This is a genomic window from Neisseria viridiae (assembly GCF_962747995.1).
Taxonomy (GTDB): domain Bacteria; phylum Pseudomonadota; class Gammaproteobacteria; order Burkholderiales; family Neisseriaceae; genus Neisseria; species Neisseria viridiae.
In genome coordinates, this window is the sequence record NZ_CAUJAJ010000006.1 from 14141 (window position 1) to 39268 (window position 25128).

Sequence of the window (25128 nt, forward strand, 5' to 3'; positions counted from 1 at the left end):
CCCAAACCGAAACCGCCGCAGACCGAGAATCTGCGGCGGTTTTACTCAACCGGGCCTGCCGTCGGAACGCGGACGGATCAGCCAAGGAATATACTTCCACGCATACACCAAAAGCGCGAGGGCAAACAAAACCGACGACGTGCGTATACTGTGCGTATAGGCGGTACCGGAAGAAAATACGGCAACCATGCGGACGGCAGTTGCCGCCATCATCAGCCAAAATGCGACCGGAACGGATTTAGGCGGCGGATAAATGGGATTGCCCGTATGACCGAGCGCGGTACGCGCCATCATGCCCAAAGTCAACACACCGATACCGCCCACGCCGATCAGGTGCACGCCCAAATTGAGGAAAGCGGGTTTGAAATAAGACGCGCCGACCGCAATCAGCCCCAATCCGGTAAACAGATAACCGGCAAACAGAATCCACAGCATCGGCTCTTTCAATACGGGTTTATACCACCAGCGGTACACCTGTACGGTAAAAATCACACCTGCCGCAAACGCGAAAACGGCAGACAGCCAAGGTAGCGCGCCGTGCGCCATCAGCATGGCGGTCAACATAGGCAGCCACAGCGAAGCCTGCGCCACCCATTTCGGACTGGGAATCTGCGGCACGTTCAAACGTTTGGACGTAAAAAACGAAATAATCCGCATCCCGATCAGACCGATAAAGCCCGACACCATAATCAGCCCCGACTGCAAACCGCCCAACAGCCCCTCGAAATTGCCGTTGTGCAACTGGACGTGGAACGCCGCGTGCGTACCGCCCAAGACGAACAGCGCGAACACGGCAACATAATTGCGTTGATTCTGCGAACGGATAACGGGCAAAGCCATGCACACCGCGCCGTACCAGAAAAACAGCGTACCGAGTATGCCGCTTGCCGCCGCACCCCAACCCGGGATAAAGACGGCAATCCGCGCAGCCAACCAAAAGGCGGTCAACCCGACCAGAACGCCGCCCCTCGTAGGCGGCTGCCCCGTCCAAGTGGCGACGGCGGTCAGCAGGAAGGCGATGATGACGAGACCGGCATAACCCCAAATCATCTCATGCGCGTGCCAATAGAAACCGGACAGCTCGTGCGTTCCCGTGTAGCCGAAACCCCACAGCAATACGGACAATGCGCCGTACAGTGCCGCCAGCGAATAAAACGGGCGGAACGCCATTGCCCAGACGGGGTGCTTGGTAAATGCGCTCATTCGTGTTCCTTATTTGTCGTTAATATATTCAGCCCTCCGAACCGACGGGCTCGGACGGCAAAAACGGTTCGGCGGCAGGAAACAGTTCGCGTTCTTCAAAGCGCGCGTGATCGCGGAGCGTAACGGCAAAATCCGTGTTCCATATTTTGCTCCCGTATTCGGGTTGCGCCATCATCTGCCGCAGTTTGGCGTGGTCTTTCTCGAAACGTTGTTTCAATTCGGGGGCGACATTCTGCCAAATCGGGGCAAACTTGGCTTCTTCTTCGCGAAAATGGATTTCCAGTTCGGCAAAATGCGGTTCGAGTTCGTCCCGATGCCCTTCTTCCGGCGTACGCAGCAGCCGCACGCACAGGGAAAGCGAATGGTGGTGGTCGCGCGAAAGCCCGATAAGGGCGGGATGTCGTTTCAACGGTTTCATGATTTTGAGTTACAATAACAAATTATCAAACGGTAGCGCGGATGTTTCAGACGGCATACCGCCGCAGACAGGCTGCATTCTACCGCCCCGACGGACAGGGTTTCAACCATTAAGGTATTTTCCGTGAAACTTAAACCGTACCGATAAGAATAACGATCCATACCGAGAAAATCATGTATCTGACCCAACATACCGACTACGGGCTGCGCGTCCTCATCTACACCGCCGTCAACGACGACGCGCTGGTCAACATCGCTACCATCGCCTCGACCTACGGCATTTCCAAAAGCCATCTGATGAAGGTCGTTACCGCGCTGGTCAAAGGCGGGTTCTTGCACAGCGTACGCGGGAAAGGCGGCGGGCTGAGGCTGGCCGCGCCGCCCGAACGCATCAATATCGGCGCGGTCGTCCGCCACCTCGAACCGATGCAGCTGGTCGAGTGCATGGGCGAGAACAACGAATGCCTGATTACACCATCCTGTCGTCTGACAGGCATACTCGGCGGTGCAATGAAGTCGTTTTTCACGTATCTGGACGGTTTTACGCTGCAAGACCTGCTCAACAAACCGACTTATGACCTGCTTTACGAACCGAGAATTCCGATTGTAACGCAACATTAAGGCTGCAAAAGGCTGCAAAAATGCCGTCTGAAACACAAACCGCCTCCGGAGGCAGTTCGGTTTCAGACGGCATTTCTTTATTCAGACCAAATTACAGCCCCGCGGCTGCTTTCAATGCGGCTGCTTTGTCGGTGCTTTCCCAAGTGAACTCAGGTTCTTCGCGGCCGAAATGTCCGTAAGCGGCGGATTTTCCGTAAATCGGGCGCAAGAGGTCGAGCATTTGGACGATGCCTTTGGGGCGCAGGTCGAAATGTTCGCGAACTAAGGCAATCAGTTTTTCTTCGCTGATTTTGCCTGTGCCGAAAGTGTCGATGGAAATCGAAGTCGGTTCGGCAACGCCGATGGCGTAGGAAACCTGAATCTGACATTGGGTCGCCAAACCGGCGGCTACGATGTTTTTCGCCACATAACGGCAGGCGTAGGCGGCGGAACGGTCCACTTTGGACGGGTCTTTGCCGGAGAATGCGCCGCCGCCGTGCGGAGCCGCGCCGCCGTAGGTATCGACGATGATTTTACGGCCGGTCAAACCGCAGTCGCCTTGCGGGCCGCCGATGACGAAGCGACCGGTCGGGTTGATCAGGTATTTGGTTTCGGCGGTCAGTAGTTCAGACGGCAGGACGGGCTTGATAATCTGCTCGATGACGGCGTTCTTCAACTCTTCATAACCGATTTCCGGGTCGTGTTGCGTAGAGAGGACGACGGTATCAATGCGTTTTACCTTACCGGTTTCGCTGTCGTAAACCACGGTCAGTTGGGCTTTGGCGTCAGGGCGCAGCCAAGGCAGGCGGCCGTCTTTGCGCAATTCGCTTTGACGTTGCATCAGGCGGTGGCTGTAATAGATGGCAAACGGCATCAGGGTAGGGGTTTCGTCGCAGGCATAGCCGAACATCAAGCCTTGGTCGCCCGCACCTTGGTTCAAGTCGATGCCTTCGCCTTCGTTCACGCCTTGGGCGATGTCGGGGGATTGTTGGTCGTAGTACACGCCGACTGCGCAGCCGTTGGCGTCAAAGCCCAGCTCGGAGGAGTTGTAACCGATGCGTTTGATGGTTTCGCGTGCGACTTTGATGTAGTCCACTTGGGCGGTGGTGGTGATTTCGCCCGCCAATACGCACAAGCCTGTGTTGACCAAAGTTTCCGCCGCGACACGCGCTTTGGGGTCTTGCGCCAAGATGGCATCCAAAATCGCATCGGATACTTGGTCGGCAACTTTATCCGGATGGCCTTCGGATACCGATTCGGAAGTAAACAGATATTCGCTCATTGCTATTCTTTCATTAAAAACAGGCTGCTGTGTTTTCAGACGGCCTTTTATTTCGGACAGCGGAAATCATAACAAAAACTCCGCTTTTTCTCCATACAAGTGAGAAACATTCGCACTTGTCTGCTGTTTCGGAATCCTGTTGCACGTTTCGTACAGGCAAAAAAATTCCCGCATCAAGCGGGTTTGGATTGCCTTTGCGGCCACATCGGCTTTTCAACCGTCCACCTTACTTTTCCTTTTGAAAAGCAGGTTGGCATGGAATTCCCAACTCTTAATGCAGCGCGGATGGTAGCAGAAAAGCCTTTCCGCCGCAATACTTCCCTTTTTCAGACGGCATGTTTCGTTTACAATTCGGGATGTTTCCCCCTTTGCGAACCGCCATGCACATCCTGTTGACCGCCCTGCTCAAATCCTTTTCCCTGCTGCCCCTGCCCTTTCTGCACAAATTAGGTGTTTTCCTCGGACATCTGGCGTTTTACCTGCGCAAAGAAGACCGGGAACGCATTATTGCCAATATGCGTCAGGCAGGCATGAATCCCGACCCAAAAACGGTCAAAGCCGTTTGTGCGGAAACGGCAAAAGGCGGTTTGGAACTTGCCCCCGCATTTTTCAAAAAACCGGAAGACATAGAAACAATGTTCAAAGCGGTACACGGCTGGGAACACGTGCAGCAGGCTTTGGACAAGGGCGAAGGGCTACTGTTCATCACGCCGCACATCGGCAGCTACGACTTAGGGGGGCGATATATCAGCCAACGGCTGCCATTCCCCTTAACCGCCATGTACAAACCGCCGAAAATCAAAGCGATAGACAAAATCATGCAAGCAGGCAGGGTTCGCGGCAAAGGAAAAACCGCGCCTACCAGCATACAAGGGGTCAAACAAATCATCAAAGCCCTGCGTTCGGGCGAAGCAACCATCGTCCTGCCCGACCATGTCCCCTCCCCTCAAGAAGGCGGGGAAGGCGTATGGGTGGATTTCTTCGGCAAACCTGCCTATACCATGACGCTGGCGGCAAAACTGGCAAACGTCAAAGGCGTAAGTACGCTGTTTTTTTGCAGTGAACGCCTGCCTGACGGGCAGGGTTTTGCCTTACACATCAGCCCCCTTCAAGGAGAATTGACTGGCAACAAAACCCATGATGCCGCCGTATTCAACCGCAATACCGAATATTGGATACGCCGCTTTCCTACCCAGTATCTGTTTATGTACAACCGCTATAAAGCACCGTAACAAAAATAAAAATGCCGTCTGAACAATTTCAGACGGCATTTTGTCATTTGACGATTTCGGACAACGGCCAGCGCGGGCGTACATTGAATGCGCCGGCCTCCCTACCCGTTTTCAAATGCATTGCACCTGCAAAGGCAATCATGGCACCGTTGTCCGTGCAGTATGGCATCGGCGGGAAAAACACGCTGACTTTTTCGGACGGATGTTTCGGCTTGCCTTTGGGGGTCGGGATTTGCACCGTCATGTTGCCGAAAGTTTCGCGGAGTTTGCGGTTTGCACCGACCCCGCCGGCGACCACTACGGTTCTGAACCCTGTCTGCAACAGGGCTTTTTTCACTTTTGCCTCCAACACATCTACCACCGCATCTTGAAACGCACGGCAGATGTCGTTGCGTGTCTGCTCAGGAATGTCATCCGCTCCGTTTTCCGCGCGCACTTTCTCGACGGCGGTCAATACGGCGGTTTTCAAACCTGAAAAACTCATCTGCAAATCGTCGGAATGAATCATCGGGCGTGGAAAAACAAACGCTTCGGGTCTACCCGATTCCGCAAGTTCCGACAGTTTCGCACCGCCCGGATACGGCAAGCCCAGCAGTTTCGCCGTTTTGTCGAATGCCTCGCCTGCCGCATCATCGACGCTCTCGCCCAAAAGCTCGTAGTCACCTATGCCCCTGACCGCCATAATCTGCGTATGCCCGCCCGAAACCAGCAGCGCAACAAAGGGAAATTCGGGCTTTTCATCCGCCAGCAGCGGCGACAGCAGATGCCCTTCCAAATGATGGACAGGGATGACGGGCTTGTCCAATGCCAAAGCCAGCGCGTTGGCGTAACTCGAACCCGCCAGCAGCGCGCCGCCCAAACCGGGCCCCTGCGTAAAGGCAACCGCGTCAATGTCGCCATACGATGCGCCCGCCTGCGCCAAACAGCCTTCAGTCAACGGAACAAGGCGGCGGATATGGTCGCGGCTTGCCAGCTCCGGCACAACCCCGCCGTATTCCGCGTGCATTGCCATTTGAGTGTGCAGGCAGTGCGCCCGCAATCCGCGTTCGGTGTCGTACAGCGCAACGCCTGTTTCGTCGCAAGAAGATTCGATTCCTAATACCAACATGGTCTGATGCCGTTAAAAACTGAAAAACGTATTCTAGCGGATTTCGGCACGACTACCGTATCCCCACAAAACGGAACATGCCGTCTGAAGCCCTTCAGACGGCATCGTCGCACCGTATCAAAGCGTTCCGTAAGAATGCAGCCCGCTCAAAAACATATTCACGCCGATAAAGGCAAATGCGGTTACGAACAAACCGATAATCGCCCACCACGCCAGCACTTTGCCGCGCCAGCCTGCCACCAGCCGCAAGTGCAGCCAAACGGCGTAATTGAGCCAGACGATGAACGCCCACGTCTCTTTCGGGTCCCAGCTCCAATAGCGTCCCCAAGCGTCCGCCGCCCACAACGCGCCCAAAATGGTCGCAATGGTAAAGAACAGAAAGCCGACGGCAATCGCCTTATACATCACCTCGTCGATCAATGCCGACGGCGGCAGCCACGATTTCCCACCCTTCTCTTCCGCACGCAGGGAAAACAGCTCGGCAATGCCCAGCATCGCGGAAATGCAAAACGCGCCGTAACCGATAAAGTTTGCCGGAACGTGGATTTTCATCCACCAGGACTGGAGCGCGGGAATCAGCGGCTGGATGGTATGCGCCTCACGCGACACGCTGTACCACAAGACAAATCCAACCACGACCGCCATAAAGCCGAACACGAAGCCGCCCAATTTCTGCACGGCAAATTTACCCTCGTAATACAGATACATCAGCGCGGTAATGACCAAAAACAGAATGAACACTTCATAAAGGTTGGAAACCGGAATATGCCCCGCATCGGGACGGAGCAGATAGCTTTCGTGCCAACGTACCAGCAGACCGGTAAAGCCTGCTACGGCAGACACCCATGCAAACACGGTTCCCATACCCAACAGCGTGTTGGTCGGCACATTTTTTACGCTTGCCAAAACCGCTCCCGCAATATAGGCAAACAGGGCGAAAAAGACAAAGGCGCACTGCCACATAATCGCCGATTGGCTGCTGAGGAAATACCGCAACAGGAAAATCTCTGCCGATTTGATGTTGCCGCCATACAGATCGACGGCGGCATAGGCAAGCAATACGCTTAAAGGAACAAACCAGCGCATCGGTTTGAAAAACCAACCCAAAAACACGGCAATACCGGCACTCGCCCACAACATGACCGTTTCGTAAATATCCATATGCATACCGGAACGGGTCTGTACGAAAACCGTACCCGAAAAAACCAGCGCGGCAAACACCCAATCCCAAAGATTCAGATTGCGGATCAAAGACTTCTGAATCAGCAGCTCGTGTTCTGGAAGGGTTTTATAGTGTTCAGTCATGATTCAAGTCCTTGCCGAGCCGTTGCAGACTCTCGACGTGTTTTGGAAATTCCTTCTGCAAATCCCGTTCGCTGCGGGCCGAAGACATGGCAAAACGGATTTTGCCGTCTGAAAACAATACCCACGCCCGTTTTTCGCGCACATAAAACATAAATACCGTACCCAAAACCAACAATACCGAGCCGAGATAGACCAAAAGCGCACCTGGGGAACGGGTCATCTGCAAACCTGAGGAACGAACTTCCGAAAACCCGTCAAGCTGGAGCAGCATAGGCGCGGGATATTCCGTCAGCCCCGTATAGGCATCCATACTGTGCAGCAGGAAACGGTTCCGCGCTTCATCCTGCTGCCATTCGGGCAAGCCGTATCGGCGGATGGTTTCATCCAAAGCGGCGTTCATCACGCCGTAAAGCATTTCGTAGAAATAGCCCTGCATCTTATCCTGCTGCTCTTTCGGGATATTGGACGTAATAAATTCGTCCAATCCCAAATAGCCTTTTTGTGCAAAGATGTTCAGCGTGTTTTCCGCCGCCAGCATGAATTGTTCGCGGATTTCGGCAGGTGCGTCTTTGGTTGCGTCGGCAACCAGACGTTTGCGCCCCTTCCCGTCTTTCAGAAACTCGCGCAACGCCATAAAGGTGTCCGCTTTCAACTGCTTGTCCAAAGGAATACGCAGCCAGCGGTATTGCTGCTGCAAGCCGCTGCGCGTGCCGGTCAGCCAAAAATAATCTTTGTCCTGCAAAATCGGCAGCATATAGTTTTTATATTCGACCGCCTGCCCTGCCGCATCACGGATGCGGTACACGATGGAAGGGCCGATATTGGTGTATTTCTTACCTTCCTGAGTAACGGCGCGGACATCGTTCAGCGTGGATTTCAGGCTTTTTTCCCGTTCCGCACCCTCGCTCATGTCCTCCACATTCATAGAAGTGAACTGATCGAACTCAAGGCGGTATTTATGCCTGCCGATTTCCAACGGGAACTGCCGCATGGAGGTTGCCTTCAACACGACAGGCTCGCGCGAAGCATCACCCAAATTCCACGCCTTGAATGTCAAATCCGAACCGCCGTCGGCAAAACTCGCCTGATAAATCGTGATGCCGTGCAAGGTCAAAGGATGGTTCACGCGGATGGTCCGCTCGAGTTTCTCACCGGTTGCCTTGTCCGTTACTTCAATATCACTGGCAAAATCGCGCGGCATACCCGTATTGTAAAAATCGATATGGAATTTTTTCAGTTTGACTTCAAAAGGCAAGTCCTGAACCAACATCCCGTTGTCGGCATTCAGGAAAACCACATCCGCACTTTGCCCCTCGGAAATATTGACGTTGCCCCTAAATGAGAGATTGGACGCACCCAAAATACTTTCGGGCTTGAAATCCTTGGCATAAACCGCCTGATTGTCCGGAACAATCCGACCGGTCAGCATACCCAGCTTCAACAGCAGGTTACTGTCTATCAGCCCGCCCAGGCAAATGACAATCAAAGCAACATGGGCAAAGATATAGCCCCATTTGTTCATCGTGCCTTTTTTAGCGGCAATCAAAACCGAACCGTCTTCACGGTTAATGGTTTTTCCCTGAAAACCCTGCACCTCCAAATAACGTTGGGCAACTTCGGGGGCAATTTTTACATCCAACAGCGAAGAGTAGCGCATCGCCGCCAGAGATTTTTCTTTAACCTTTTCCCGAAAGGACTTCATTTCGCGCCAGAACGGCGGCACATTGCGAATCAGGCACAAACTGGTCGAGATGACCAAAAAGAGCATAATGACAACGAACCATGCCGAAGCATAGACATCATACAGTCCCAGAAAACCAAAAATCTGCACCCAAAACGGTCCGAATTTGACCAAATAATCCGTCTGCGGCTGGTTCTGCTGCAACACCGTACCGATAACCGATGCAATACCCAGCAGACTGAGCAAGGCGACCGCAAAGCGCATGGAGCTGAAAAAAGCGAACCACGGACGGGAAAGAAGTGGGGGAGATATACGGGATTTACTCATTGTGTGTTTATTCCGCCATCAGGAATATGGGAAAGCAGAATTGGGCAAACAGAAAACAACGCCCCGATTCTACTGTCTTGATGCTTTTTATTTCAAGACAATGAAGACAGCCTGCATCGATTCCAACGGTTGCGATTGAAAAAACTTATCTCAGAATTGTCTGAAGCCGTCTGAAAACTTTTCAGACGGCCTCTAAAACAGACTATTGCGGAATTAACGCAAACCTTGGATAAAGTTGGCAACCGCTTTCAAATCTTCTTCAGACATACGGTTTGCAATATCCGCCATAATGGCATTTTTGCGCTGACCGGACTTGTAGGCATTCATCTGTTCGACAATATATGCCTGATGCTGGCCGCCCAAACGCGGATAAGCCTGAATCTCGCTTCCGCCGCCCGGCATACCCGCACCGCTCGGACCGTGGCAGGACATACACGCCGGCAATTTTTTATCGCTCAAACCGCCGCGATAGATTTTCGCACCCAATTCGGGATTTTCTTTCGGATTCGTCTCACCCGATTTCGGCTGTTGTTTGGCATAGAACGCGGATACGTTCAAAATATCCTGATCGCTCAAATTCATTACCATCGGCTTCATCACGGCTGCCGAACCGTGGGTGCGTTTGCCGTCACGGATGCCGATGGTTTGATGATAGATGTAAGCAGTATGCTGTGCCGCCAAACGCGGATACATCGCAATGCCGCTGTTACCGTCTGCTGCATGGCAAGCCGCACAAACCGTTGCGGCAACCTGTTTGCCTTTTTCCACGTCCGCTTTGGGAGATGCGGAAACCGCACCGGCAGCCAAAACAAAGGCCAATAAAGTCAATCGTTTCATGGAGTGCTCCTGATTACAGCATTGGATAACGCAACAATGCTCTTTTTATATTCAAATACGGGATTTTTGACCCGATTAAAACCGATGATTCTGCAAACGTGATATTCTATACTAAATTTACATTAAATTACTACTGTGTTTCACATAAAACCAACCGCATATTTTTGCTGTCGGTCAAACGGCGGCAGAAAACAAGGATATGCCCATGAACCTTTTTCAAAACGCCAAATTCTTCACGACGGTAAACCATCTCAAAGACCTGCCGGACACATCGCTCGAAATTGCCTTTGTCGGCAGGAGCAATGCCGGAAAATCCAGTGCCATCAATACCCTGACCAACCATGTCCGTCTTGCCTACGTTTCAAAAACACCGGGACGGACGCAGCATATCAACTTTTTCGAGCTGCAAAACGGCAATTTTATGGTCGATTTGCCCGGCTACGGTTATGCCCAAGTCCCCGAAGCGGTACGCGCACATTGGGTCAATCTGCTCGGCGACTACCTCCGCCATCGGAAACAGCTTATCGGTCTGATTCTGATTATGGATGCCCGCCATCCTTTAAAAGAACTCGACATCCGTATGCTGGACTTTTTCCACACCACAGGCCGGCCGGTTCACATCCTGCTGTCAAAAGCCGACAAATTATCCAAAAGCGAACAGATAAAAACCCTGTCCCAAGTCAAAAAACTGCTCAAACCTTATTCCGACAGGCAAAACATCAGCGTACAGCTGTTTTCCAGCCTGAAAAAACAAGGTATTGACGAAGTCAACCGAACTGTCGGAAGCTGGTTTGACGCAGCAGATGCCACCGCTTCCTCTCCAGAGGAAGACTGAACCCATTATACGGAAACCGTATTTCCCCCACTTGACCGACCGCAAACATTTAAAAAATTGCCACTGCCAAATCTAAAATGCCGTCTGAAAGACTTTTCAGACGGCATTTCGCGGAGTCTTTAAAACAGAGAATCCAACTGCTGCTGTTTGGAATCCGTATTGCTCGGAAGCGCCGGCGTTTCCTGTACATCCTGACGCGTTTCGTCAGACCTTCCCTGCTGTTCTTTTTCTACTACCGCTTCATCATCTTCTCTTGCCCGTCGGGAAGGTTGCGGCGCAATACCGCTGTTGTCCAGCATCAAGCCTGGATCGGTTACCATACGTTCTTTCATATAGTATTCGCCATTGCTGCTGACCACACCCTCAGGCATTTTCATCCCTTTGCCCTGCTTTCCTTTCAACGCAAAACGCATATAGTCCACCCAAACCGGCACCGCAATCGTACCGCCGTAGCCGGCACGCCCCATACTCTTAGGTTTGTCGAAGCCGATATATACGGCAGTAACCACATCAGGGTTAAACCCGACAAACCACGCATCCTTATTGTCATTGGTCGTACCCGTTTTACCGGCAATATCCGTTCTTCCCAACGCAGCTGCCCCCCTTGCCGTACCGACACGGACCACATCCTGCATAATCTTATACATAATATAGGCATTGCGCGGATCGATTGCCTGAGGCGCATTTTGCCCGGCCACCAAAGGTTGCATTTGGGCACGCAACCTGCCGTCTCTGTCATAAATCTTATCGATCACGTGCGAAGAAACCCTATATCCGCCGTTCGCAAATACGCTATATGCCTCCGCTATCCTCAACGGTGTCGTCTCGCCCGTACCTAAAGCCATAGACAGGCTGACAGGCAGCTCGGACGGTTTGAAGCCGAAACGCCGGATATACTGTTGCGCGTAACCGACACCGATAGACATCAAAATACGGATGGAAACCATATTTTTGGAAGCCGTCAGAGCCTGCCTTAAAGTGATATATCCCGAATATCTGCCGTCTGAATTTTTAGGTGTCCAAACCGAACCGTTCGGCCCTTTCCCCGGCAGGGAAATTGGCGCATCGTTAACCATTGTGGACGCGGTCATACCCTTAGATAATGCCGCCGAATAGACAAACGGCTTAAAGGTCGAACCCGGCTGCCGCATTGCCTGAACGGCACGGTTGAATGTTTTGCTGTGAAAATCATAACCGCCGACCAGCGCACGCACAGCTCCGGTTTTTGCATCCAGCGAAACCAAAGCCCCCTGCAGCAACGGCTCTTGAACCACCGCCCAACGCCCGCCATTGTTTTTGACACGGATGACCGCGCCCCTGCGGATACGGTCCTCCCCCATTTTCTCATTATCGACCGCGCGGGCCGCAAAACCCAAGGCACGCCTGTCAAGCGTAACCCGCCTGCCGCCGGGCAGCTGTATGACGACATTTTTCTTTTTGGTAACATCCAACACAACGGCGGGAACCATTTTATCGACGGTATAGAGTCCCGACAGATACTGGCTGACAGTCTCCTCGACATCCTCACTCTTACTCAAATCGATATAGTTTTCCGCACCGCGGTAGCTGCTGCCGCGATCGAAATTCCGCAGAGCCTTGCGCAATGCTTCGGTTGCCACCTTCTGATGATCGGTGCGGACCGTGGTATAAACCTTAAAACCCTGCATATAAGCATCTTCACCGTATTTCTCATACAGTTCCTGACGCACCATCTCCGCCACATATAAAGCACTCTGATCGATTTTCTGAACAAACCGCTCGTAATGCAGCTCCTCATTCAACGCCTGATCGCGCTGTTGCACGGTAATCATCTTCTCCTCGAGCATATTGTTCAAAATATACTTCTGGCGCAACTTGGCACGTTCCGGATTAACAATCGGATTATAGGCAGACGGAGCCTTGGGCAGTCCCGCAAGCATGGCGGCTTCCGCCAAAGTCAAATCTTGGACATTCTTATTGAAATAGATTTGCGCGGCAGATGCAAAACCATAGGCGCGCTGACCGAGGTAAATCTGATTGAAATACAACTCGAGAATTTTGTCTTTGCTTAAAGACTGCTCGATTTTATAGGCAAGCAACGCCTCATTGAATTTACGTGTGAACGTTTTTTCACTGCTCAAATAAAAATTTTTCGCCACCTGCTGTGTAATCGTACTCGCACCCGACTGCACGCTGCCGGACACGACATTGCCGACGGCAGCGCGGGCAACACCCCAAACATCCACCCCCCAATGCCGGTAAAAGCGTTTGTCCTCGGCGGCGATAACCGCATTCCGCAACACCCCGGGGAAATCGCCGATTTTTGTAAATTCGCGCCGCTGCTCCCCATACATACCGATGACTTCTCCATCCGCCGAATAAATAGTCAACGGCATTTTAGGCTGGTAATGCTGCAAAGAATCCAAAGACGGCAGTTTCGGATACGTTACCAAAATAGCAATGGCAACCAGCCCCACTCCAAATACACATAATCCCAAAACCAAACCAAAACAGGTAGTTATAATCTTTTTAATCATAGCTGAATGATAATTTACCATTATCGGTATTAAATAAAGTAAAATAGCAGCCGATTTCTACAAAGCACAGTTTCAACGTGTAAAAAACAAGAAATCCATTACGGATACCGAAACGGTTACTCACTGTACAAATAAAGTAGGAACTTCATCATGCGCTTGTTTAACAGCTTGAAAAACCCTAAAAAAACAGATGCCAAGCCCCAAAAGAAATCCTCAGGGCTCAATAACCGCACGGCAATCGGCGTCGACATCGACCAACATTCCATCAAAATGGTCCAATTGTCAGGACATAGTTTAAACCAAATCCAATTGGAAAAATACATTATTGTCAAACTGCCGAAAAATATTGTCCAAGGCAACAAAGTTCAAAATTACGATCAACTTGTTACATATTTGCAACAAGCCTATGCCGAACTGGGTGCTTCGTGCAAAAACATCATCGCATCCGTCCCACAAAATCTGACAACCATCGAACAATTGACCTACACGGCCAAAGATGCGGAATTGGATCTGCAGGAGTTCGTGGAGTCCTCCATCTCCGAAGTCAGCTCGATATCGCTCGAAGAAGCCAATTACGACTATCAGGTTTTGTCCCAATCGGCCGCCGGCGAAGCTGTTTTGGCCGTCGCATCGAGAAAGGATGAAATCGAACCCCTAATTGACGCATTCAACGCCGCCGGTATGAAATTATCCGCGCTTGATGTGGACATTTTCGGACAATACAACGCCTACGCGCTGTGGATAAACCGTTTCGCCCCCGAGCTTGCGGCCGAAAAAGTCGCCATTTTCGGCGTATATGCCGCACAAACCTACGCCTTGGTCATCCAAGACGGAAAAATCCTATACAAACAGGAAACATCCGTCAGCGAAGAACAGCTCAACCAACTCATCCAGCGCACCTATCAGGTAACAGAAGAAAAAGCGGAAGAAATCATCAACTCCCCGCAAAAACCTTCCGATTACCAAGAAAGCGTGGCAGACCATTTCAACCAGCAGATTACCCAAGAAATACAAAGGGTCTTGCAGTTTTATTACACCACGCAAACCGCAGACGATATGACCGACATCAAGCATATCCTGCTGACGGGGGAGGCGGTGCGCCAGGAAGGCATCGCCCAAACCGTCGCCTCTCAAACCAATGCGGATGTACAATGCGTCCATCCCGCGCGTTATTTTGCGGACAACCTCAAAACAGACGAACAACAATTCGAACTTGATGCGCCGACACTGACCAGGGCGTTCGGTTTGGCGGTACGGGGATTATAATTATGAACAATTTGATCAAAATCAACCTCCTCCCCTACAGGGAAGAGATGAACAAGCGCAAACAGCAGCAGTTTAAAACGCTGATGTACGGTGCCGTGCTGACGGGCGTTGCCGCCGTTGCGGCAACCTACCTGTTTATCGACAATATGATCAATAACCAGTCGGAAAGAAACACGCTGCTGGAAACCTCCATCGCACACTTGGATACCGAGCTGTCGGAAATACAAAAGCTCAAACAGGAAAAAGATGCCTTCCTGATTAAGAAAAACAAAATCGAGGAGCTCCAGCTCAAACGCCTCCAAGCCGCAAAAATCCTCGACAGCCTGAATGAGGCCGTCCCCGAAAGCACCTACCTGACCTCGCTGGATGCCGTTACCGCCGACTCTTACCGGCTCAACGGCAGGACATCCAGCGACAACCGCGTTGCCGCCATGATGAGGGCGATGCCCAATACCGGCATATTCAAGCAACCCGAATTGTTAAGCATCAAGAAAAACAATTCGTATCAAGAATTTACCCTTCAGGCAACATTACAACCTATCGTAAAGGCAGCCGAATCCAAAGAGAATCCGGTTTCGGGAAACGCACAGGAGGCAAACTGAATGGCTTCTAAATCATCTAAAACCAACTTGGATCTCAACAACCTTCACCTGCTCAACCTTCCTGCCAGGCTTTTTATCGCCCTGCTGGTCGTTGCCGCCATACTGGGCGGCGGTTATGCCGGATTGTTCAAAAGCCAGATGGAATCCCTTGAGGAATATGAAGCAAAAGAAACCGAACTGAAAAACACCTACAAACAGAAAAGTATCGACGCGGCCAGTTTGGACAACCTGAAAGAAGAGCTTGCCGCCATCCGATCCGCCTTCAACATTATGCTGAAACAGCTTCCGACCGATTCCGAAATTCCCAATCTGGTTCAAGAGCTTCATCAGGCAGGCTCAAGCAACGGTCTGCGCTTGGACAGCGTCATACCGCAGCCGCCTGTTGACGACGGCCCGATACAAAGGCTGCCCTATTCCATTTCCATTACCGGAAACTACAATCAAATCAGCCAGTTCACGCGCGATGTTGGTAGCCTTTCGCGGATTATTACCCTTGAATCGCTCAAAATCACCCAATCCGCCGAAAACGGAGGGGGGGCGGACGGCAAAAGCAACATCCTGAACCTCAGTGCCATTGCCACTACCTATAAGGCAAAATCCATAGAAGAACTTGCCGCACAACAGCAGGCTGCAGAAGCGGCACAAAATGCCGAACAAAAATAACTTATGTTAGGGAAACCATGAAATATTACGCCTTATTCATCAGCCTTGCCGCCCTATCCGCCTGTTCCCAAGATGCTGAAGACCTGAACGGGTGGATGGCTCAGACACAGCAGGAAGCCAAAGCAGGAATCATACCTTTCCAAGCACCGACCCTGCCGGTCGCACCGGTATACAGCCCCCCTCAGACGACAGGACCCAACGCTTTCGATTTCCACCGAATGGAAGCCGCCAAAAAAGGGGGTAACGCCCCCGACACCAAGCGTATTAAAGAAACGCTGGAAAAATTCAGCCTGGAAAACATACGCTATGTCGGCATTGTGAAGTCCGGTCAGAAAGTATCCGGCTTCGTTGAAGCCGACGGTTATGTCTACACAGTCGGCATCGGCAACTATTTGGGGCAAAATTACGGTAAAATCCAAAGCATTACCGACGACAGCATCGTTTTGAACGAATTAATCGAAGACGGTACGGGCAACTGGGTTTCCCGCAGGGCGGAACTGCCTCTGAACGCTTCCGACAAAAACACCGAACAAGCGGCAGCACCCGCCGCAGAACAAAATTAAGAAGGGGATTAATCCATATGAATACCAAACTGACAAAAATCATTTCCGGCCTGTTTGTCGCAACCGCCGCCTTTCAGACGGCATCGGCAGGAAACATTACAGACATCAAAGTTTCCTCCCTGCCCAACAAACAGAAAATCGTCAAAGTCAGCTTTGACAAAGAGGTTGTCAACCCGACCGGCTTCATCACTTCGTCGCCCGCGCGCATCGCCTTGGACTTTGAACAAACCGGCATTTCCATGGATCAACAGGTACTCGAGTATGCCGACCCTCTGTTGAGCAAAATCAGTGCCGCACAAAACAGCAGCCGTGCGCGTCTGGTTCTGAATCTGAACAAACCGGGCCAATACAATACCGAAGTACGCGGAAATGAAGTTTGGATTCTCATCAACGAATCGGACGATACCGTGTCCGCCCCCACCCGCCCCGCCGTAAAAGCCGCGCCTGCCGCGCCGGCAAAACAACAGGCTGCCGCACCGTTTACCGAGTCCGTAGTATCCGTATCCGCACCGTTCAGCCCCGCAACACAACAAACGACGGCTGTACAGGCAAAACAAACCAATATCGATTTCCGCAAAGACGGCAAAAATGCCGGCATTATCGAATTGGCGGCATTGGGCTTTGCCGGGCAGCCCGACATCAGCCAACAGCGCGACCACATCATCGTTACACTGAAAAACCATACCCTGCCGACCGCGCTCCAACGCAGTTTGGATGTGTCAGACTTCAAAACACCGGTTCAAAAGGTTACGCTGAAACGCTTCAATAACGACACCCAACTGATTATCACAACAGCCGGCAACTGGGAACTCGTCAACAAATCCGCCGCGCCCGGATACTTTACCTTCCAAGTCCTGCCGAAAAAACAAAACCTCGAGTCGGGCGGCGTGAACAATGCGCCCAAAACCTTCAAAGGCCGGAAAATCTCCCTTGACTTCCAAGATGTCGAAGTCCGCACCATCCTGCAGATTTTGGCAAAAGAATCCGGGATGAACATTGTTGCCAGCGATTCCGTCAACGGCAAAATGACCCTCTCCCTCAAAGACGTACCTTGGGATCAGGCTTTGGATTTGGTTATGCAGGCGCGCAACCTCGATATGCGCCAGCAAGGGAATATCGTCAACATCGCGCCCCGCGACGAGCTGCTTGCCAAAGACAAAGCCCTCTTACAGGCAGAAAAAGACATTGCCGATTTGGGTGCGCTGTATTCCCAAAACTTCCAGTTGAAATACAAAAATGTGGAAGAATTCCGCAGCATCCTGCGTTTGGACAATGCCGACACGACCGGAAACCGCAACACGCTTATCAGCGGCAGGGGCAGCGTGCTGATCGATCCCGCCACCAACACCCTGATTGTTACCGATACCCGCAGCGTCATCGAAAAATTCCGCAAACTGATTGACGAATTAGACGTACCCGCGCAACAAGTGATGATTGAGGCGCGCATCGTCGAAGCGGCAGACGGCTTCTCGCGCGATTTGGGCGTTAAGTTCGGCGCGACAGGCAAGAAAAAACTGAAAGATGCAGACCGCGCATTCGGCTGGGGTGTAAACTCGGGTTTTGAAGGCGACAACGGCAAATGGTCTGCCCAAACCAGCATCAACCTGCCGGTTGCCGCTGCCGCAAACAGCATTTCACTGGTGCGCGCGATTTCCTCCGGCGCGTTGAATTTGGAATTGTCCGCATCCGAGTCGCTTTCAAAAACCAAAACGCTTGCCAATCCGCGCGTACTGACCCAAAACCGGAAAGAAGCCAAAATCGAATCCGGTACGGAAATCCCCTTCCAAGACACTTCAAGTTCGGGCGGCAGCAGCAGCACGACCACAACCTTCAAAAAAGCCGTCTTGGGGCTGACCGTTACGCCGAACATCACGCCCGACGGGCAAATCATTATGACCGTCAAAATCAACAAGGACACGCCTGTCGACTGTACCGTGAAAGATGAGACGACCAAGTGTATCCAAACCAAAAACCTGAATACGCAGGCTATGGTTGAAAACGGCGGCACCTTGATTGTCGGCGGTATTTATGAAGAAGAGAACGGCAATACGCTGACCAAAGTCCCCCTGTTGGGCGACATCCCCGTTATCGGCAACCTCTTTAAAACACGAGGGAAAAGCACCAACCGCCGCGAACTGCTGATTTTCATTACCCCGAGGATTATGGATACGGCCGGCAACAGCCTGCGTTATTAATCCGTAAAAAAGGGCATATGTTTTACAGCATATGCCCTTTTTTTATCTAAAATCCAACATCCGTCAAAATACCGCCTGAAACTGAATTCCCATCCCGATACACCTTAAGCCCCTACCAGTCCTGCCAATATCGTTTAAAATTACGCCATGAAAAATTTTACCGACAAACTTATCCTCATCGGGCTGATGGGCGCGGGCAAAACCACTCTGGGCAGACAGGTTGCCCGCTCCCTAAATTACCGCTTTTACGACTGCGACCATGAAGTTTCGGCAGCCGCCGGCGTTTCCATCCCTACCATATTTGAAATGGAAGGCGAACAGGGATTCCGTTCGCGCGAAACCGCCATGCTCAAAAAGCTGGTTATCCTGCCCCATATCGTCCTGTCCACCGGCGGCGGCGCGGTGTTAAAAGAAGAAAACCGCGCCCTTATCCGCAAAAGCGGCACGGTCGTCTATCTGCACGCGCCACCCGAAACCCTGCTCGAACGGACGCGCTGCGACAGTAACCGCCCCCTTTTGCAAGTTGCCGATCCCTTGGGCAGATTGCGCGAACTCTACACCGCACGCGACCCGCTTTACAGGCAAACCGCCGACTTCACTATCGAATCGGGAAACTGCCGGCAAACCGTACAAATCCTACTCAACCTTTTATCCGAATAAAAACCGACGCATGAAAACACTGACCGTACACGCACCTTCGCACAGCTACCCCATCTTTATCGGCAACGGGCTACTGCCGCAGGCGGGAAGCCTGCTCAAACCGCATTTGGGAAAACGCGCCGCCATCATCACCAACGAAACCGTCGCCCCGCTCTACCTCGGCACGCTTCAGACGGCATTAGACGAGGCAGGCATTCCCCATTTCAGCATCATCCTGCCCGACGGCGAGGCGTACAAAAACTGGCAGACGCTCAACCTCATCTTCGACGGTCTGATGCAAAACCGCGCCGAACGCAAAACCACGCTCATCGCACTGGGCGGCGGCGTTATCGGCGACATGGTCGGCTTTGCCGCCGCCACCTACCAGCGCGGCGCACCGTTCGTTCAAATACCGACCACACTGTTGAGTCAGGTCGACTCATCGGTGGGCGGCAAAACCGCCATCAACCACCCGCTCGGCAAAAATATGATCGGCGCGTTTTACCAGCCGCAGGCGGTGCTTGCCGACTTGGACACACTGCACACCCTGCCCGTCCGCGAATTGTCCGCCGGTATGGCGGAAGTCATCAAATACGGTGCGCTCGGCGACATCGGTTTTTTCGAATGGCTCGAACAAAACATATTCGGACTGATGACGCTCGATAAAGGAAAACTCGCCGAAGCCGTGTACCGCTGCTGTCAGATGAAGGCAGACATCGTCGCCCAAGACGAAACCGAACAGGGCATACGCGCATGGCTCAACCTCGGACACACCTTCGGACACGCCATTGAAACCGAGATGGGTTACGGCGTATGGCTGCACGGCGAGGCCGTTGCCGCCGGATGCGTGTTGGCGGCGCGTTTGTCCGAACAACTGGGCAAAACCTCCGCCTCAGATACCGCGCGGCTCGCCGCCCTGCTCGAAGCCGCCGGACTGCCGTCCGCACCGCCCGTGTTTGCCTTTGAAAAATGGCTGGAACACATGAGCCACGATAAAAAAGTCAGCGGCGGCATCATGCGCTTTATCGGTCTGAACCGGCTGGGCGAAGCCAACATCACCGAAATTACCGACACGGACATCCTCCGCCGCACCCTGCAACCGTATCTCTGATCAGCCATACCGATGCCGTCTGAAGCGTTCAGACGGCATCGGCTTTGCCGGTGTGCTGCCGCGCGGGTTTGACGCACGATGATGACTTTCCATTATCATTCTCCACGAAAGCGGGCATCCGGTTATCCCATATCGCAGGGATTTATCCGGAATAACGACAATCTGTCCGCCGTCATTTCCGCGCAGATGAAAATTTGGAAATTCAAAATCACAGGAATTTATCCGGAATAACAGCAACCCTGTCGCCGTCATTCCCGCAAAAGCGGGAATCCAGTCCGTTCAGTTTCGGTCATTTCCGATAAATTCCTGTTGCTTTTCATTTCCAGATTCCCACTTTCGTGGGAATGACGGCGGAAGGGTTTTGGTTTTTCCGATAAATTATTGAGGCATTGAAATTCTAGATTCCCGCCTGCGCGGGAATGACGGCTCAAAAGTTACGGAACGAAAAACAACCGAAACCGGACAAGTCGGATTCCCGCCTGCGCGGGAATGACGGAATCTTAAGTTTCCGTCTTTGTTTTCCGTTTTCGCGTGAACAATGGGGGAACAAGCCGTATTTCAGACGGCATTTTCGGTTCGGGGTATAATCCGAATACTTGCGACCATCTGAATCATTTGGACAAACTATGTGTCAACTGCTGGGCATGAACTGCAATACGCCGACCGATATTATGTTTTCCTTTGAAGGTTTCCGCCGGCGCGGCGGCATTACCGACCATCACGCCGACGGTTTCGGCATCGGCTTTTTTGAAGGCAAAGGCGTGCGCCTGTTCCACGACGACAAGCCGAGTGCAAATTCCCCCGTCGCCGACCTCGTGCGCGCCTACCAGATTAAATCGGAAAACGTCGTCGCCCACATCCGCAAAGCCTCGCAAGGTCAAACCTCGCTTGCGAACACCCATCCCTTTATGCGCGAAATGTGGGGCGGCTACTGGCTGTTTGCCCACAACGGGCATTTGGTCGATTTTTTCCCCGAACAGGGCGAATTTTTCCACCCCGTCGGCACAACCGATTCCGAACGCGCGTTCTGCCACATCCTCAACCGCCTGCGCACCCGCTTTGCCGTCCGTCCCGACGACGACACGCTGTTTGACGCGATTGCGGGGCTGACGCACGAAATCCGCAAGTTCGGGCTGTTTAACTTTATGCTTTCAGACGGCATTTCCCTGTTTGCCCACGCCAGCACGCTGCTGCACTACATCGTCCGCCAAGCCCCGTTCGGCAAGGCGCGCCTGCTCGACGACGATGTAATGGTCGATTTTGCCGAAGTAACCACGCCGGACGACCGCGTCGCCGTTATCGCCACCCTGCCGCTGACCCGCGACGAATCATGGTCCCAACTTGCCGTGAACGAACTGGTCATGTTCCGCGAAGGCAAAATTATTTTAAACGACCGACCCCGTAACCCCGTCTATATGAGTGCCGAAGAAGGTCTGGAAATCGCCCGCGCCGCCGGCGTATCGGTTTGACGTTCAGACGGCATCAGGAAGAAACGCCATGAAATGCCCGTTTTGCTCCCACCCCGACACCCGAGTTGCCGATTCCCGCCTGATGGAAGAGCGCAATACCGTCCGCCGCCGCCGACACTGCCCCAGCTGCGGCAAACGCTTCGGCACACTCGAAACCGTCGAACTCAAAATGCCCGCCGTCATCGGCCCGGACAAAAAACGTTCGCCCTTCAATGCACAACGCCTCCGCAACGACCTGACCGCCGCCGCCCGAAAATCCGCCCTGACACACGAACAGATTGACGAAACCGTCCGCCTGACGGAACACAGGCTCTACACTTCGGGTCTTCGCGACATCCCCTCTGCCGAACTTGCCGACATGGTGCTAAAAGAGCTGCTTGAGCACAACACGGAAGCCGCCGTCCGCTTCGCCGCGCTGCACAAACGCTTCGACAATCCAGCAGACTTTGCCTTGTGGCTGGCGCAAGCCGTCAAAACAGGCGGCAAAGCCTGATTCTCCCCAACCCATACTGATACGGTATCCCTATGTTTTCGGACACAGATATATCCATGATGGAAAACGCCCTCCGACTTGCCGCTTTGGGGCGTTTTTCCACTTCGCCCAATCCGCGCGTCGGCTGCGTTATCGCACACGGCAGCCAAATTGTCGGACAGGGCTTCCACGTCAAAGCGGGCGAACCCCATGCCGAAGTCCACGCCCTGCGTCAGGCGGGCGAAATGGCACAAGGCGCGACCGCCTTCGTTACCCTCGAACCATGCAGCCATTACGGACGCACGCCGCCCTGCGCCGAAGCCCTGCTCCGTTCCGGCGTAACACGCGTCGTCGCCGCCATGCGCGACCCCAACCCGCTGGTTGCAGGCAAAGGGCTTGTCCTGCTCGAATCGGCAGGCATCAAGACGGAATGCGGGCTGCTCGAAAGCGAAGCAAGGGAACTCAACCGAGGCTTCCTGTCGCGCATCGAACGCCGCCGCCCCTTTGTCCGCCTCAAATGCGCCGTTTCGCTGGACGGCAAAACCGCACTTTCAGACAGCAGCAGCTTTTGGATTACCGGCGAAGAAGCGCGTGCCGACGTACAGGTTTTGCGCGCCGAAAGCTGCGCGGTGCTGACCGGCATCGGCACGGTGTTGGCGGACAATCCCCAACTCAACGTCCGCACCTTCGTCACGCTGCGCCAACCCACACGCATCGTGTTAGACAGCCACCTGCGCCTGCCCCCGAACAGCCATTTGGTTACCGACGGACAATCCCCGACCTTCATCGCCACACTCGAACGCAACGAAGACAGACTGCACCCCTATCGCAAACACGCACACGTCCGCATCCTGATGCCGTCTGAAACGGCAGGCGGCAAAATCGATTTGAACAGCCTGCTGCACCTGCTTGCCGACGAAGGCATAGGAGAACTCATGGTCGAAGCCGGTTCCCGACTCGCCTCCGCCTTTTTGGCGGAAGATTTGGCGGACGAAATCGTGCTGTACCGTTCGCCCAAAATCCTCGGCGGCGGCAGCGGTTTATTTTGCCTGCCCGAAAACCGCGCCGCCCTTTCCGCAACGCCCTTGTGGACACCCGTTTCAAGCGAAATCCTCGGACACGACATCAAAACCGTGTTCCGGAAAAACGATAACGCCTTTTAAAGGGTTTGCGCCGTTTCACTATATAATAACGCCGATAAAAAACGGCTCCGTTCAGACCGCCGCCCGCCCGGAAAAGCGCAACCCGGACTGCCGCATCCCGCCGGCAGCCGCGACGGTCTGAAAGCCGTCAAATTCCGATAAAGAAAGGCTTCAGACGGCATGGGCAGAATCCCGCCGCCGTCCGGACATCAAAAATGGACACAAAAGAAATCCTCGGCTACGCGGCAGGCTCGATCGGCAGCGCGGTTTTAGCCGTCATCATCCTGCCGCTGCTGTCGTGGTATTTCCCCACCGACGACATCGGGCGCATCGTGCTGATGCAGACGGCGGCGGGACTGGCGGTGTCGGTATTGTGCCTCGGGCTGGATCAGGCATACGTCCGCGAATACTATGCCGCCGACGACAAAGACACTTTGTTCAAAACCCTGTTCCTGCCGCCGCTGCTGTTTTCCGCCGCGATAGCCGCCCTGCTGCTTTCCCGTCCGGCCATGCCGTCTGAAATCCTGTTTTCGCTCGACGATACCGCCGCCGGCATCGGGCTGGTGCTGTTCGGACTGAGCTTCCTGCCCATCCGCTTTTTCTTACTGGTTTTGCGTATGGAAGGGCGCGCCCTTGCCTTTTCGTCCGCGCAACTCATGTCCAAGCTCGCCCTGCTGCTGCTGTTGCCGCTGACGGTCGGGCTGCTGCACTTCCCTGCGCACACAGCAACCCTGACCGCCGTTTACGCGCTGGCAAACCTTGCCGCCGCCGCCTTTTTGCTGTTTCAAAACCGATGCCGTCTGAAGGCCGTCCGGCACGCGCCGTTTTCGCCCGCCGTCCTGCACCGGGGGCTGCGCTACGGCATACCGATCGCACTGGGCAGCATCGCCTATTGGGGGCTGGCATCCGCCGACCGCCTGTTCCTGAAAAAATATGCCGGCCTGGAACAGCTCGGCGTTTATTCGATGGGTATTTCGTTCGGCGGGGCGGCATTATTGTTCCAAAGCATCTTTTCAACGGTCTGGACACCGTATATTTTCCGCGCAATCGAAGCAAACGCCCCGCCCGCCCGCCTCTCGGCAACGGCAGAGTCCGCCGCCGCCCTGCTTGCCGCCACCGTCTGCCTGACCGGCATTTTCTCGCCCCTTGCCTCCCTCCTGCTGCCGGAAAACTACGCCGCCGTCCGGTTTATCGTCGTATCGTGCATGCTGCCGCCGCTGTTTTGCACGCTGGCGGAAATCAGCGGCATCGGTTTGAACGTCGTCCGAAAAACGCGCCCGATCGCACTTGCCACCTTGGGCGCGCTGGCGGCAAACCTGCTGCTGCTGGGGCTTGCCGTACCGTCCGGCGGTGCGCGCGGCGCGGCGGTTGCCTGTGCCGCCTCATTCTGGCTGTTTTTTGTTTTCAAGACAGAAAGCTCCTGCCGCCTGTGGCAGCCGCTCAAACGCCTGCCGCTTTATACGCACACATTGTTCTGCCTGGCCTCCTCGGCGGCCTACACCTGCTTCGGCACGCCGGCAAACTACCCCCTGTTTGCCGGCGTATGGGCGGCATATCTGGCAGGCTGCATCCTGCGCCACCGGAAAGATTTGCACAAACTGTTTCATTATTTGAAAAAACAAGGTTTCCCATTATGAAAATCATCCTGACCACTTCTATGTCG

At 53.4% G+C, this 25128-nt stretch carries 22 protein-coding genes and 1 riboswitch; of the genes, 14 read left to right on the forward strand and 8 right to left on the reverse strand.

Annotation, left to right across the window (positions count from 1 at the left end):
• Positions 1-45: 45 nt before the first annotated feature.
• The gene (locus tag Q9J79_RS05150; RefSeq protein ID WP_301911688.1) at positions 46-1203 is read right to left on the reverse strand and encodes an NnrS family protein; all 1158 of its coding nucleotides are present in this window, start codon (positions 1201-1203) and stop codon (positions 46-48) included.
• Between the two features lie 28 nt (positions 1204-1231).
• Positions 1232-1621, reverse strand: coding sequence for a hemerythrin domain-containing protein (locus Q9J79_RS05155; protein ID WP_301911689.1), 390 nt, complete (start codon positions 1619-1621; stop codon positions 1232-1234).
• 173 nt (positions 1622-1794) lie between these two features.
• Between Q9J79_RS05155 and Q9J79_RS05160 the strand changes: the two genes are divergently transcribed.
• On the forward strand, positions 1795-2241 hold the full coding sequence (locus Q9J79_RS05160; RefSeq protein ID WP_118996999.1) for an Rrf2 family transcriptional regulator: 447 nt from the start codon (positions 1795-1797) through the stop codon (positions 2239-2241).
• Positions 2242-2332: 91 nt separating this feature from the next.
• Here the strand turns inward: Q9J79_RS05160 and metK are convergent, their stop codons facing one another.
• Positions 2333-3502 carry a methionine adenosyltransferase gene (metK, locus tag Q9J79_RS05165; protein ID WP_301911691.1) on the reverse strand — a complete coding sequence of 390 codons (1170 nt, stop codon included), beginning with the start codon at positions 3500-3502 and terminating at the stop codon, positions 2333-2335.
• A gap of 174 nt (positions 3503-3676) precedes the next feature.
• A riboswitch (SAM-I-IV-variant riboswitch) is annotated at positions 3677-3785 on the reverse strand.
• 97 nt (positions 3786-3882) lie between these two features.
• Between metK and Q9J79_RS05170 the strand changes: the two genes are divergently transcribed.
• On the forward strand, positions 3883-4734 hold the full coding sequence (locus Q9J79_RS05170; RefSeq protein WP_439652297.1) for a lysophospholipid acyltransferase family protein: 852 nt from the start codon (positions 3883-3885) through the stop codon (positions 4732-4734).
• Positions 4735-4777: 43 nt separating this feature from the next.
• Here the strand turns inward: Q9J79_RS05170 and tsaD are convergent, their stop codons facing one another.
• From tsaD to Q9J79_RS05190, 4 genes are all read right to left on the reverse strand, one after another.
• The gene (gene tsaD, locus Q9J79_RS05175) at positions 4778-5842 is read right to left on the reverse strand and encodes a tRNA (adenosine(37)-N6)-threonylcarbamoyltransferase complex transferase subunit TsaD (RefSeq protein WP_301911695.1); all 1065 of its coding nucleotides are present in this window, start codon (positions 5840-5842) and stop codon (positions 4778-4780) included.
• Positions 5843-5959: 117 nt separating this feature from the next.
• The gene (ccsB, locus tag Q9J79_RS05180) at positions 5960-7147 is read right to left on the reverse strand and encodes a c-type cytochrome biogenesis protein CcsB (RefSeq protein WP_301911696.1); all 1188 of its coding nucleotides are present in this window, start codon (positions 7145-7147) and stop codon (positions 5960-5962) included.
• Entirely contained in the window at positions 7140-9092 is a 1953-nt protein-coding gene (locus Q9J79_RS05185) for a cytochrome c biogenesis protein ResB (protein ID WP_301911751.1), read from the reverse strand. Before Q9J79_RS05185 ends, ccsB begins: the two co-directional genes overlap by 8 nt.
• Before the next feature lie 276 nt (positions 9093-9368).
• Positions 9369-9992 (reverse strand): c-type cytochrome, encoded by a 624-nt coding sequence (locus Q9J79_RS05190; protein ID WP_107819770.1) that lies wholly within the window; start codon positions 9990-9992, stop codon positions 9369-9371.
• A 205-nt stretch (positions 9993-10197) separates the two neighbouring features.
• On the opposite strand from Q9J79_RS05190, the gene yihA reads away from it, so the two are divergent.
• On the forward strand, positions 10198-10827 hold the full coding sequence (gene yihA / locus Q9J79_RS05195; protein ID WP_301667542.1) for a ribosome biogenesis GTP-binding protein YihA/YsxC: 630 nt from the start codon (positions 10198-10200) through the stop codon (positions 10825-10827).
• A 119-nt stretch (positions 10828-10946) separates the two neighbouring features.
• Here yihA and Q9J79_RS05200 read toward each other — a convergent pair whose 3' ends face one another.
• Positions 10947-13343 (reverse strand): penicillin-binding protein 1A, encoded by a 2397-nt coding sequence (locus Q9J79_RS05200; RefSeq protein WP_301911697.1) that lies wholly within the window; start codon positions 13341-13343, stop codon positions 10947-10949.
• A gap of 150 nt (positions 13344-13493) precedes the next feature.
• On the opposite strand from Q9J79_RS05200, the gene pilM reads away from it, so the two are divergent.
• From pilM to Q9J79_RS05255, 11 genes are all read left to right on the forward strand, one after another.
• The gene (gene pilM / locus Q9J79_RS05205; RefSeq protein WP_301911698.1) at positions 13494-14609 is read left to right on the forward strand and encodes a type IV pilus biogenesis protein PilM; all 1116 of its coding nucleotides are present in this window, start codon (positions 13494-13496) and stop codon (positions 14607-14609) included.
• Between the two features lie 2 nt (positions 14610-14611).
• Positions 14612-15211 (forward strand): PilN domain-containing protein, encoded by a 600-nt coding sequence (locus Q9J79_RS05210; RefSeq protein WP_301911699.1) that lies wholly within the window; start codon positions 14612-14614, stop codon positions 15209-15211.
• On the forward strand, positions 15212-15874 hold the full coding sequence (locus Q9J79_RS05215) for a type IV pilus inner membrane component PilO (protein ID WP_301911700.1): 663 nt from the start codon (positions 15212-15214) through the stop codon (positions 15872-15874).
• A 17-nt stretch (positions 15875-15891) separates the two neighbouring features.
• Positions 15892-16437 (forward strand): pilus assembly protein PilP, encoded by a 546-nt coding sequence (locus tag Q9J79_RS05220; protein WP_107819764.1) that lies wholly within the window; start codon positions 15892-15894, stop codon positions 16435-16437.
• A gap of 17 nt (positions 16438-16454) precedes the next feature.
• Positions 16455-18632, forward strand: a complete 2178-nt coding sequence (locus Q9J79_RS05225; protein WP_301911702.1) for a type IV pilus secretin PilQ — start codon at positions 16455-16457, stop codon at positions 18630-18632.
• Positions 18633-18779: 147 nt separating this feature from the next.
• Positions 18780-19292 carry a shikimate kinase gene (locus Q9J79_RS05230; protein ID WP_301911703.1) on the forward strand — a complete coding sequence of 171 codons (513 nt, stop codon included), beginning with the start codon at positions 18780-18782 and terminating at the stop codon, positions 19290-19292.
• A gap of 10 nt (positions 19293-19302) precedes the next feature.
• Complete coding sequence (gene aroB / locus Q9J79_RS05235) at positions 19303-20382, forward strand: 3-dehydroquinate synthase (protein WP_301911705.1); 1080 nt, start codon at positions 19303-19305, stop codon at positions 20380-20382.
• Between the two features lie 626 nt (positions 20383-21008).
• Positions 21009-21851 (forward strand): class II glutamine amidotransferase, encoded by an 843-nt coding sequence (locus Q9J79_RS05240; RefSeq protein WP_301667534.1) that lies wholly within the window; start codon positions 21009-21011, stop codon positions 21849-21851.
• Between the two features lie 28 nt (positions 21852-21879).
• Positions 21880-22344 carry a transcriptional regulator NrdR gene (locus Q9J79_RS05245; RefSeq protein ID WP_301911706.1) on the forward strand — a complete coding sequence of 155 codons (465 nt, stop codon included), beginning with the start codon at positions 21880-21882 and terminating at the stop codon, positions 22342-22344.
• A 32-nt stretch (positions 22345-22376) separates the two neighbouring features.
• Positions 22377-23486: a bifunctional diaminohydroxyphosphoribosylaminopyrimidine deaminase/5-amino-6-(5-phosphoribosylamino)uracil reductase RibD gene (gene ribD / locus Q9J79_RS05250; RefSeq protein ID WP_301911707.1), complete on the forward strand. Its 1110-nt coding sequence runs from the start codon at positions 22377-22379 to the stop codon at positions 23484-23486.
• A gap of 194 nt (positions 23487-23680) precedes the next feature.
• Positions 23681-25102: a lipopolysaccharide biosynthesis protein gene (locus Q9J79_RS05255; RefSeq protein WP_304685301.1), complete on the forward strand. Its 1422-nt coding sequence runs from the start codon at positions 23681-23683 to the stop codon at positions 25100-25102.
• Positions 25103-25128 lie beyond the last annotated feature (26 nt).

Bases quoted from the DNA above. Each gene is read 5' to 3' on its own strand.
- Q9J79_RS05150 (WP_301911688.1), bottom strand. From the start codon at position 1,203: ATGAGCGCATTTACCAAGCACCCCGTCTGGGCAATGGCGTTCCGCCCG.
- Q9J79_RS05155 (WP_301911689.1), bottom strand. From the start codon at position 1,621: ATGAAACCGTTGAAACGACATCCCGCCCTTATCGGGCTTTCGCGCGAC.
- Q9J79_RS05160 (WP_118996999.1), top strand. From the start codon at position 1,795: ATGTATCTGACCCAACATACCGACTACGGGCTGCGCGTCCTCATCTAC.
- metK (WP_301911691.1), bottom strand. From the start codon at position 3,502: ATGAGCGAATATCTGTTTACTTCCGAATCGGTATCCGAAGGCCATCCG.
- Q9J79_RS05170 (WP_439652297.1), top strand. From the start codon at position 3,883: ATGCACATCCTGTTGACCGCCCTGCTCAAATCCTTTTCCCTGCTGCCC.
- tsaD (WP_301911695.1), bottom strand. From the start codon at position 5,842: ATGTTGGTATTAGGAATCGAATCTTCTTGCGACGAAACAGGCGTTGCG.
- ccsB (WP_301911696.1), bottom strand. From the start codon at position 7,147: ATGACTGAACACTATAAAACCCTTCCAGAACACGAGCTGCTGATTCAG.
- Q9J79_RS05185 (WP_301911751.1), bottom strand. From the start codon at position 9,092: ATGCGCTTTGCGGTCGCCTTGCTCAGTCTGCTGGGTATTGCATCGGTT.
- Q9J79_RS05190 (WP_107819770.1), bottom strand. From the start codon at position 9,992: ATGAAACGATTGACTTTATTGGCCTTTGTTTTGGCTGCCGGTGCGGTT.
- yihA (WP_301667542.1), top strand. From the start codon at position 10,198: ATGAACCTTTTTCAAAACGCCAAATTCTTCACGACGGTAAACCATCTC.
- Q9J79_RS05200 (WP_301911697.1), bottom strand. From the start codon at position 13,343: ATGATTAAAAAGATTATAACTACCTGTTTTGGTTTGGTTTTGGGATTA.
- pilM (WP_301911698.1), top strand. From the start codon at position 13,494: ATGCGCTTGTTTAACAGCTTGAAAAACCCTAAAAAAACAGATGCCAAG.
- Q9J79_RS05210 (WP_301911699.1), top strand. From the start codon at position 14,612: ATGAACAATTTGATCAAAATCAACCTCCTCCCCTACAGGGAAGAGATG.
- Q9J79_RS05215 (WP_301911700.1), top strand. From the start codon at position 15,212: ATGGCTTCTAAATCATCTAAAACCAACTTGGATCTCAACAACCTTCAC.
- Q9J79_RS05220 (WP_107819764.1), top strand. From the start codon at position 15,892: ATGAAATATTACGCCTTATTCATCAGCCTTGCCGCCCTATCCGCCTGT.
- Q9J79_RS05225 (WP_301911702.1), top strand. From the start codon at position 16,455: ATGAATACCAAACTGACAAAAATCATTTCCGGCCTGTTTGTCGCAACC.
- Q9J79_RS05230 (WP_301911703.1), top strand. From the start codon at position 18,780: ATGAAAAATTTTACCGACAAACTTATCCTCATCGGGCTGATGGGCGCG.
- aroB (WP_301911705.1), top strand. From the start codon at position 19,303: ATGAAAACACTGACCGTACACGCACCTTCGCACAGCTACCCCATCTTT.
- Q9J79_RS05240 (WP_301667534.1), top strand. From the start codon at position 21,009: ATGTGTCAACTGCTGGGCATGAACTGCAATACGCCGACCGATATTATG.
- Q9J79_RS05245 (WP_301911706.1), top strand. From the start codon at position 21,880: ATGAAATGCCCGTTTTGCTCCCACCCCGACACCCGAGTTGCCGATTCC.
- ribD (WP_301911707.1), top strand. From the start codon at position 22,377: ATGTTTTCGGACACAGATATATCCATGATGGAAAACGCCCTCCGACTT.
- Q9J79_RS05255 (WP_304685301.1), top strand. From the start codon at position 23,681: ATGGACACAAAAGAAATCCTCGGCTACGCGGCAGGCTCGATCGGCAGC.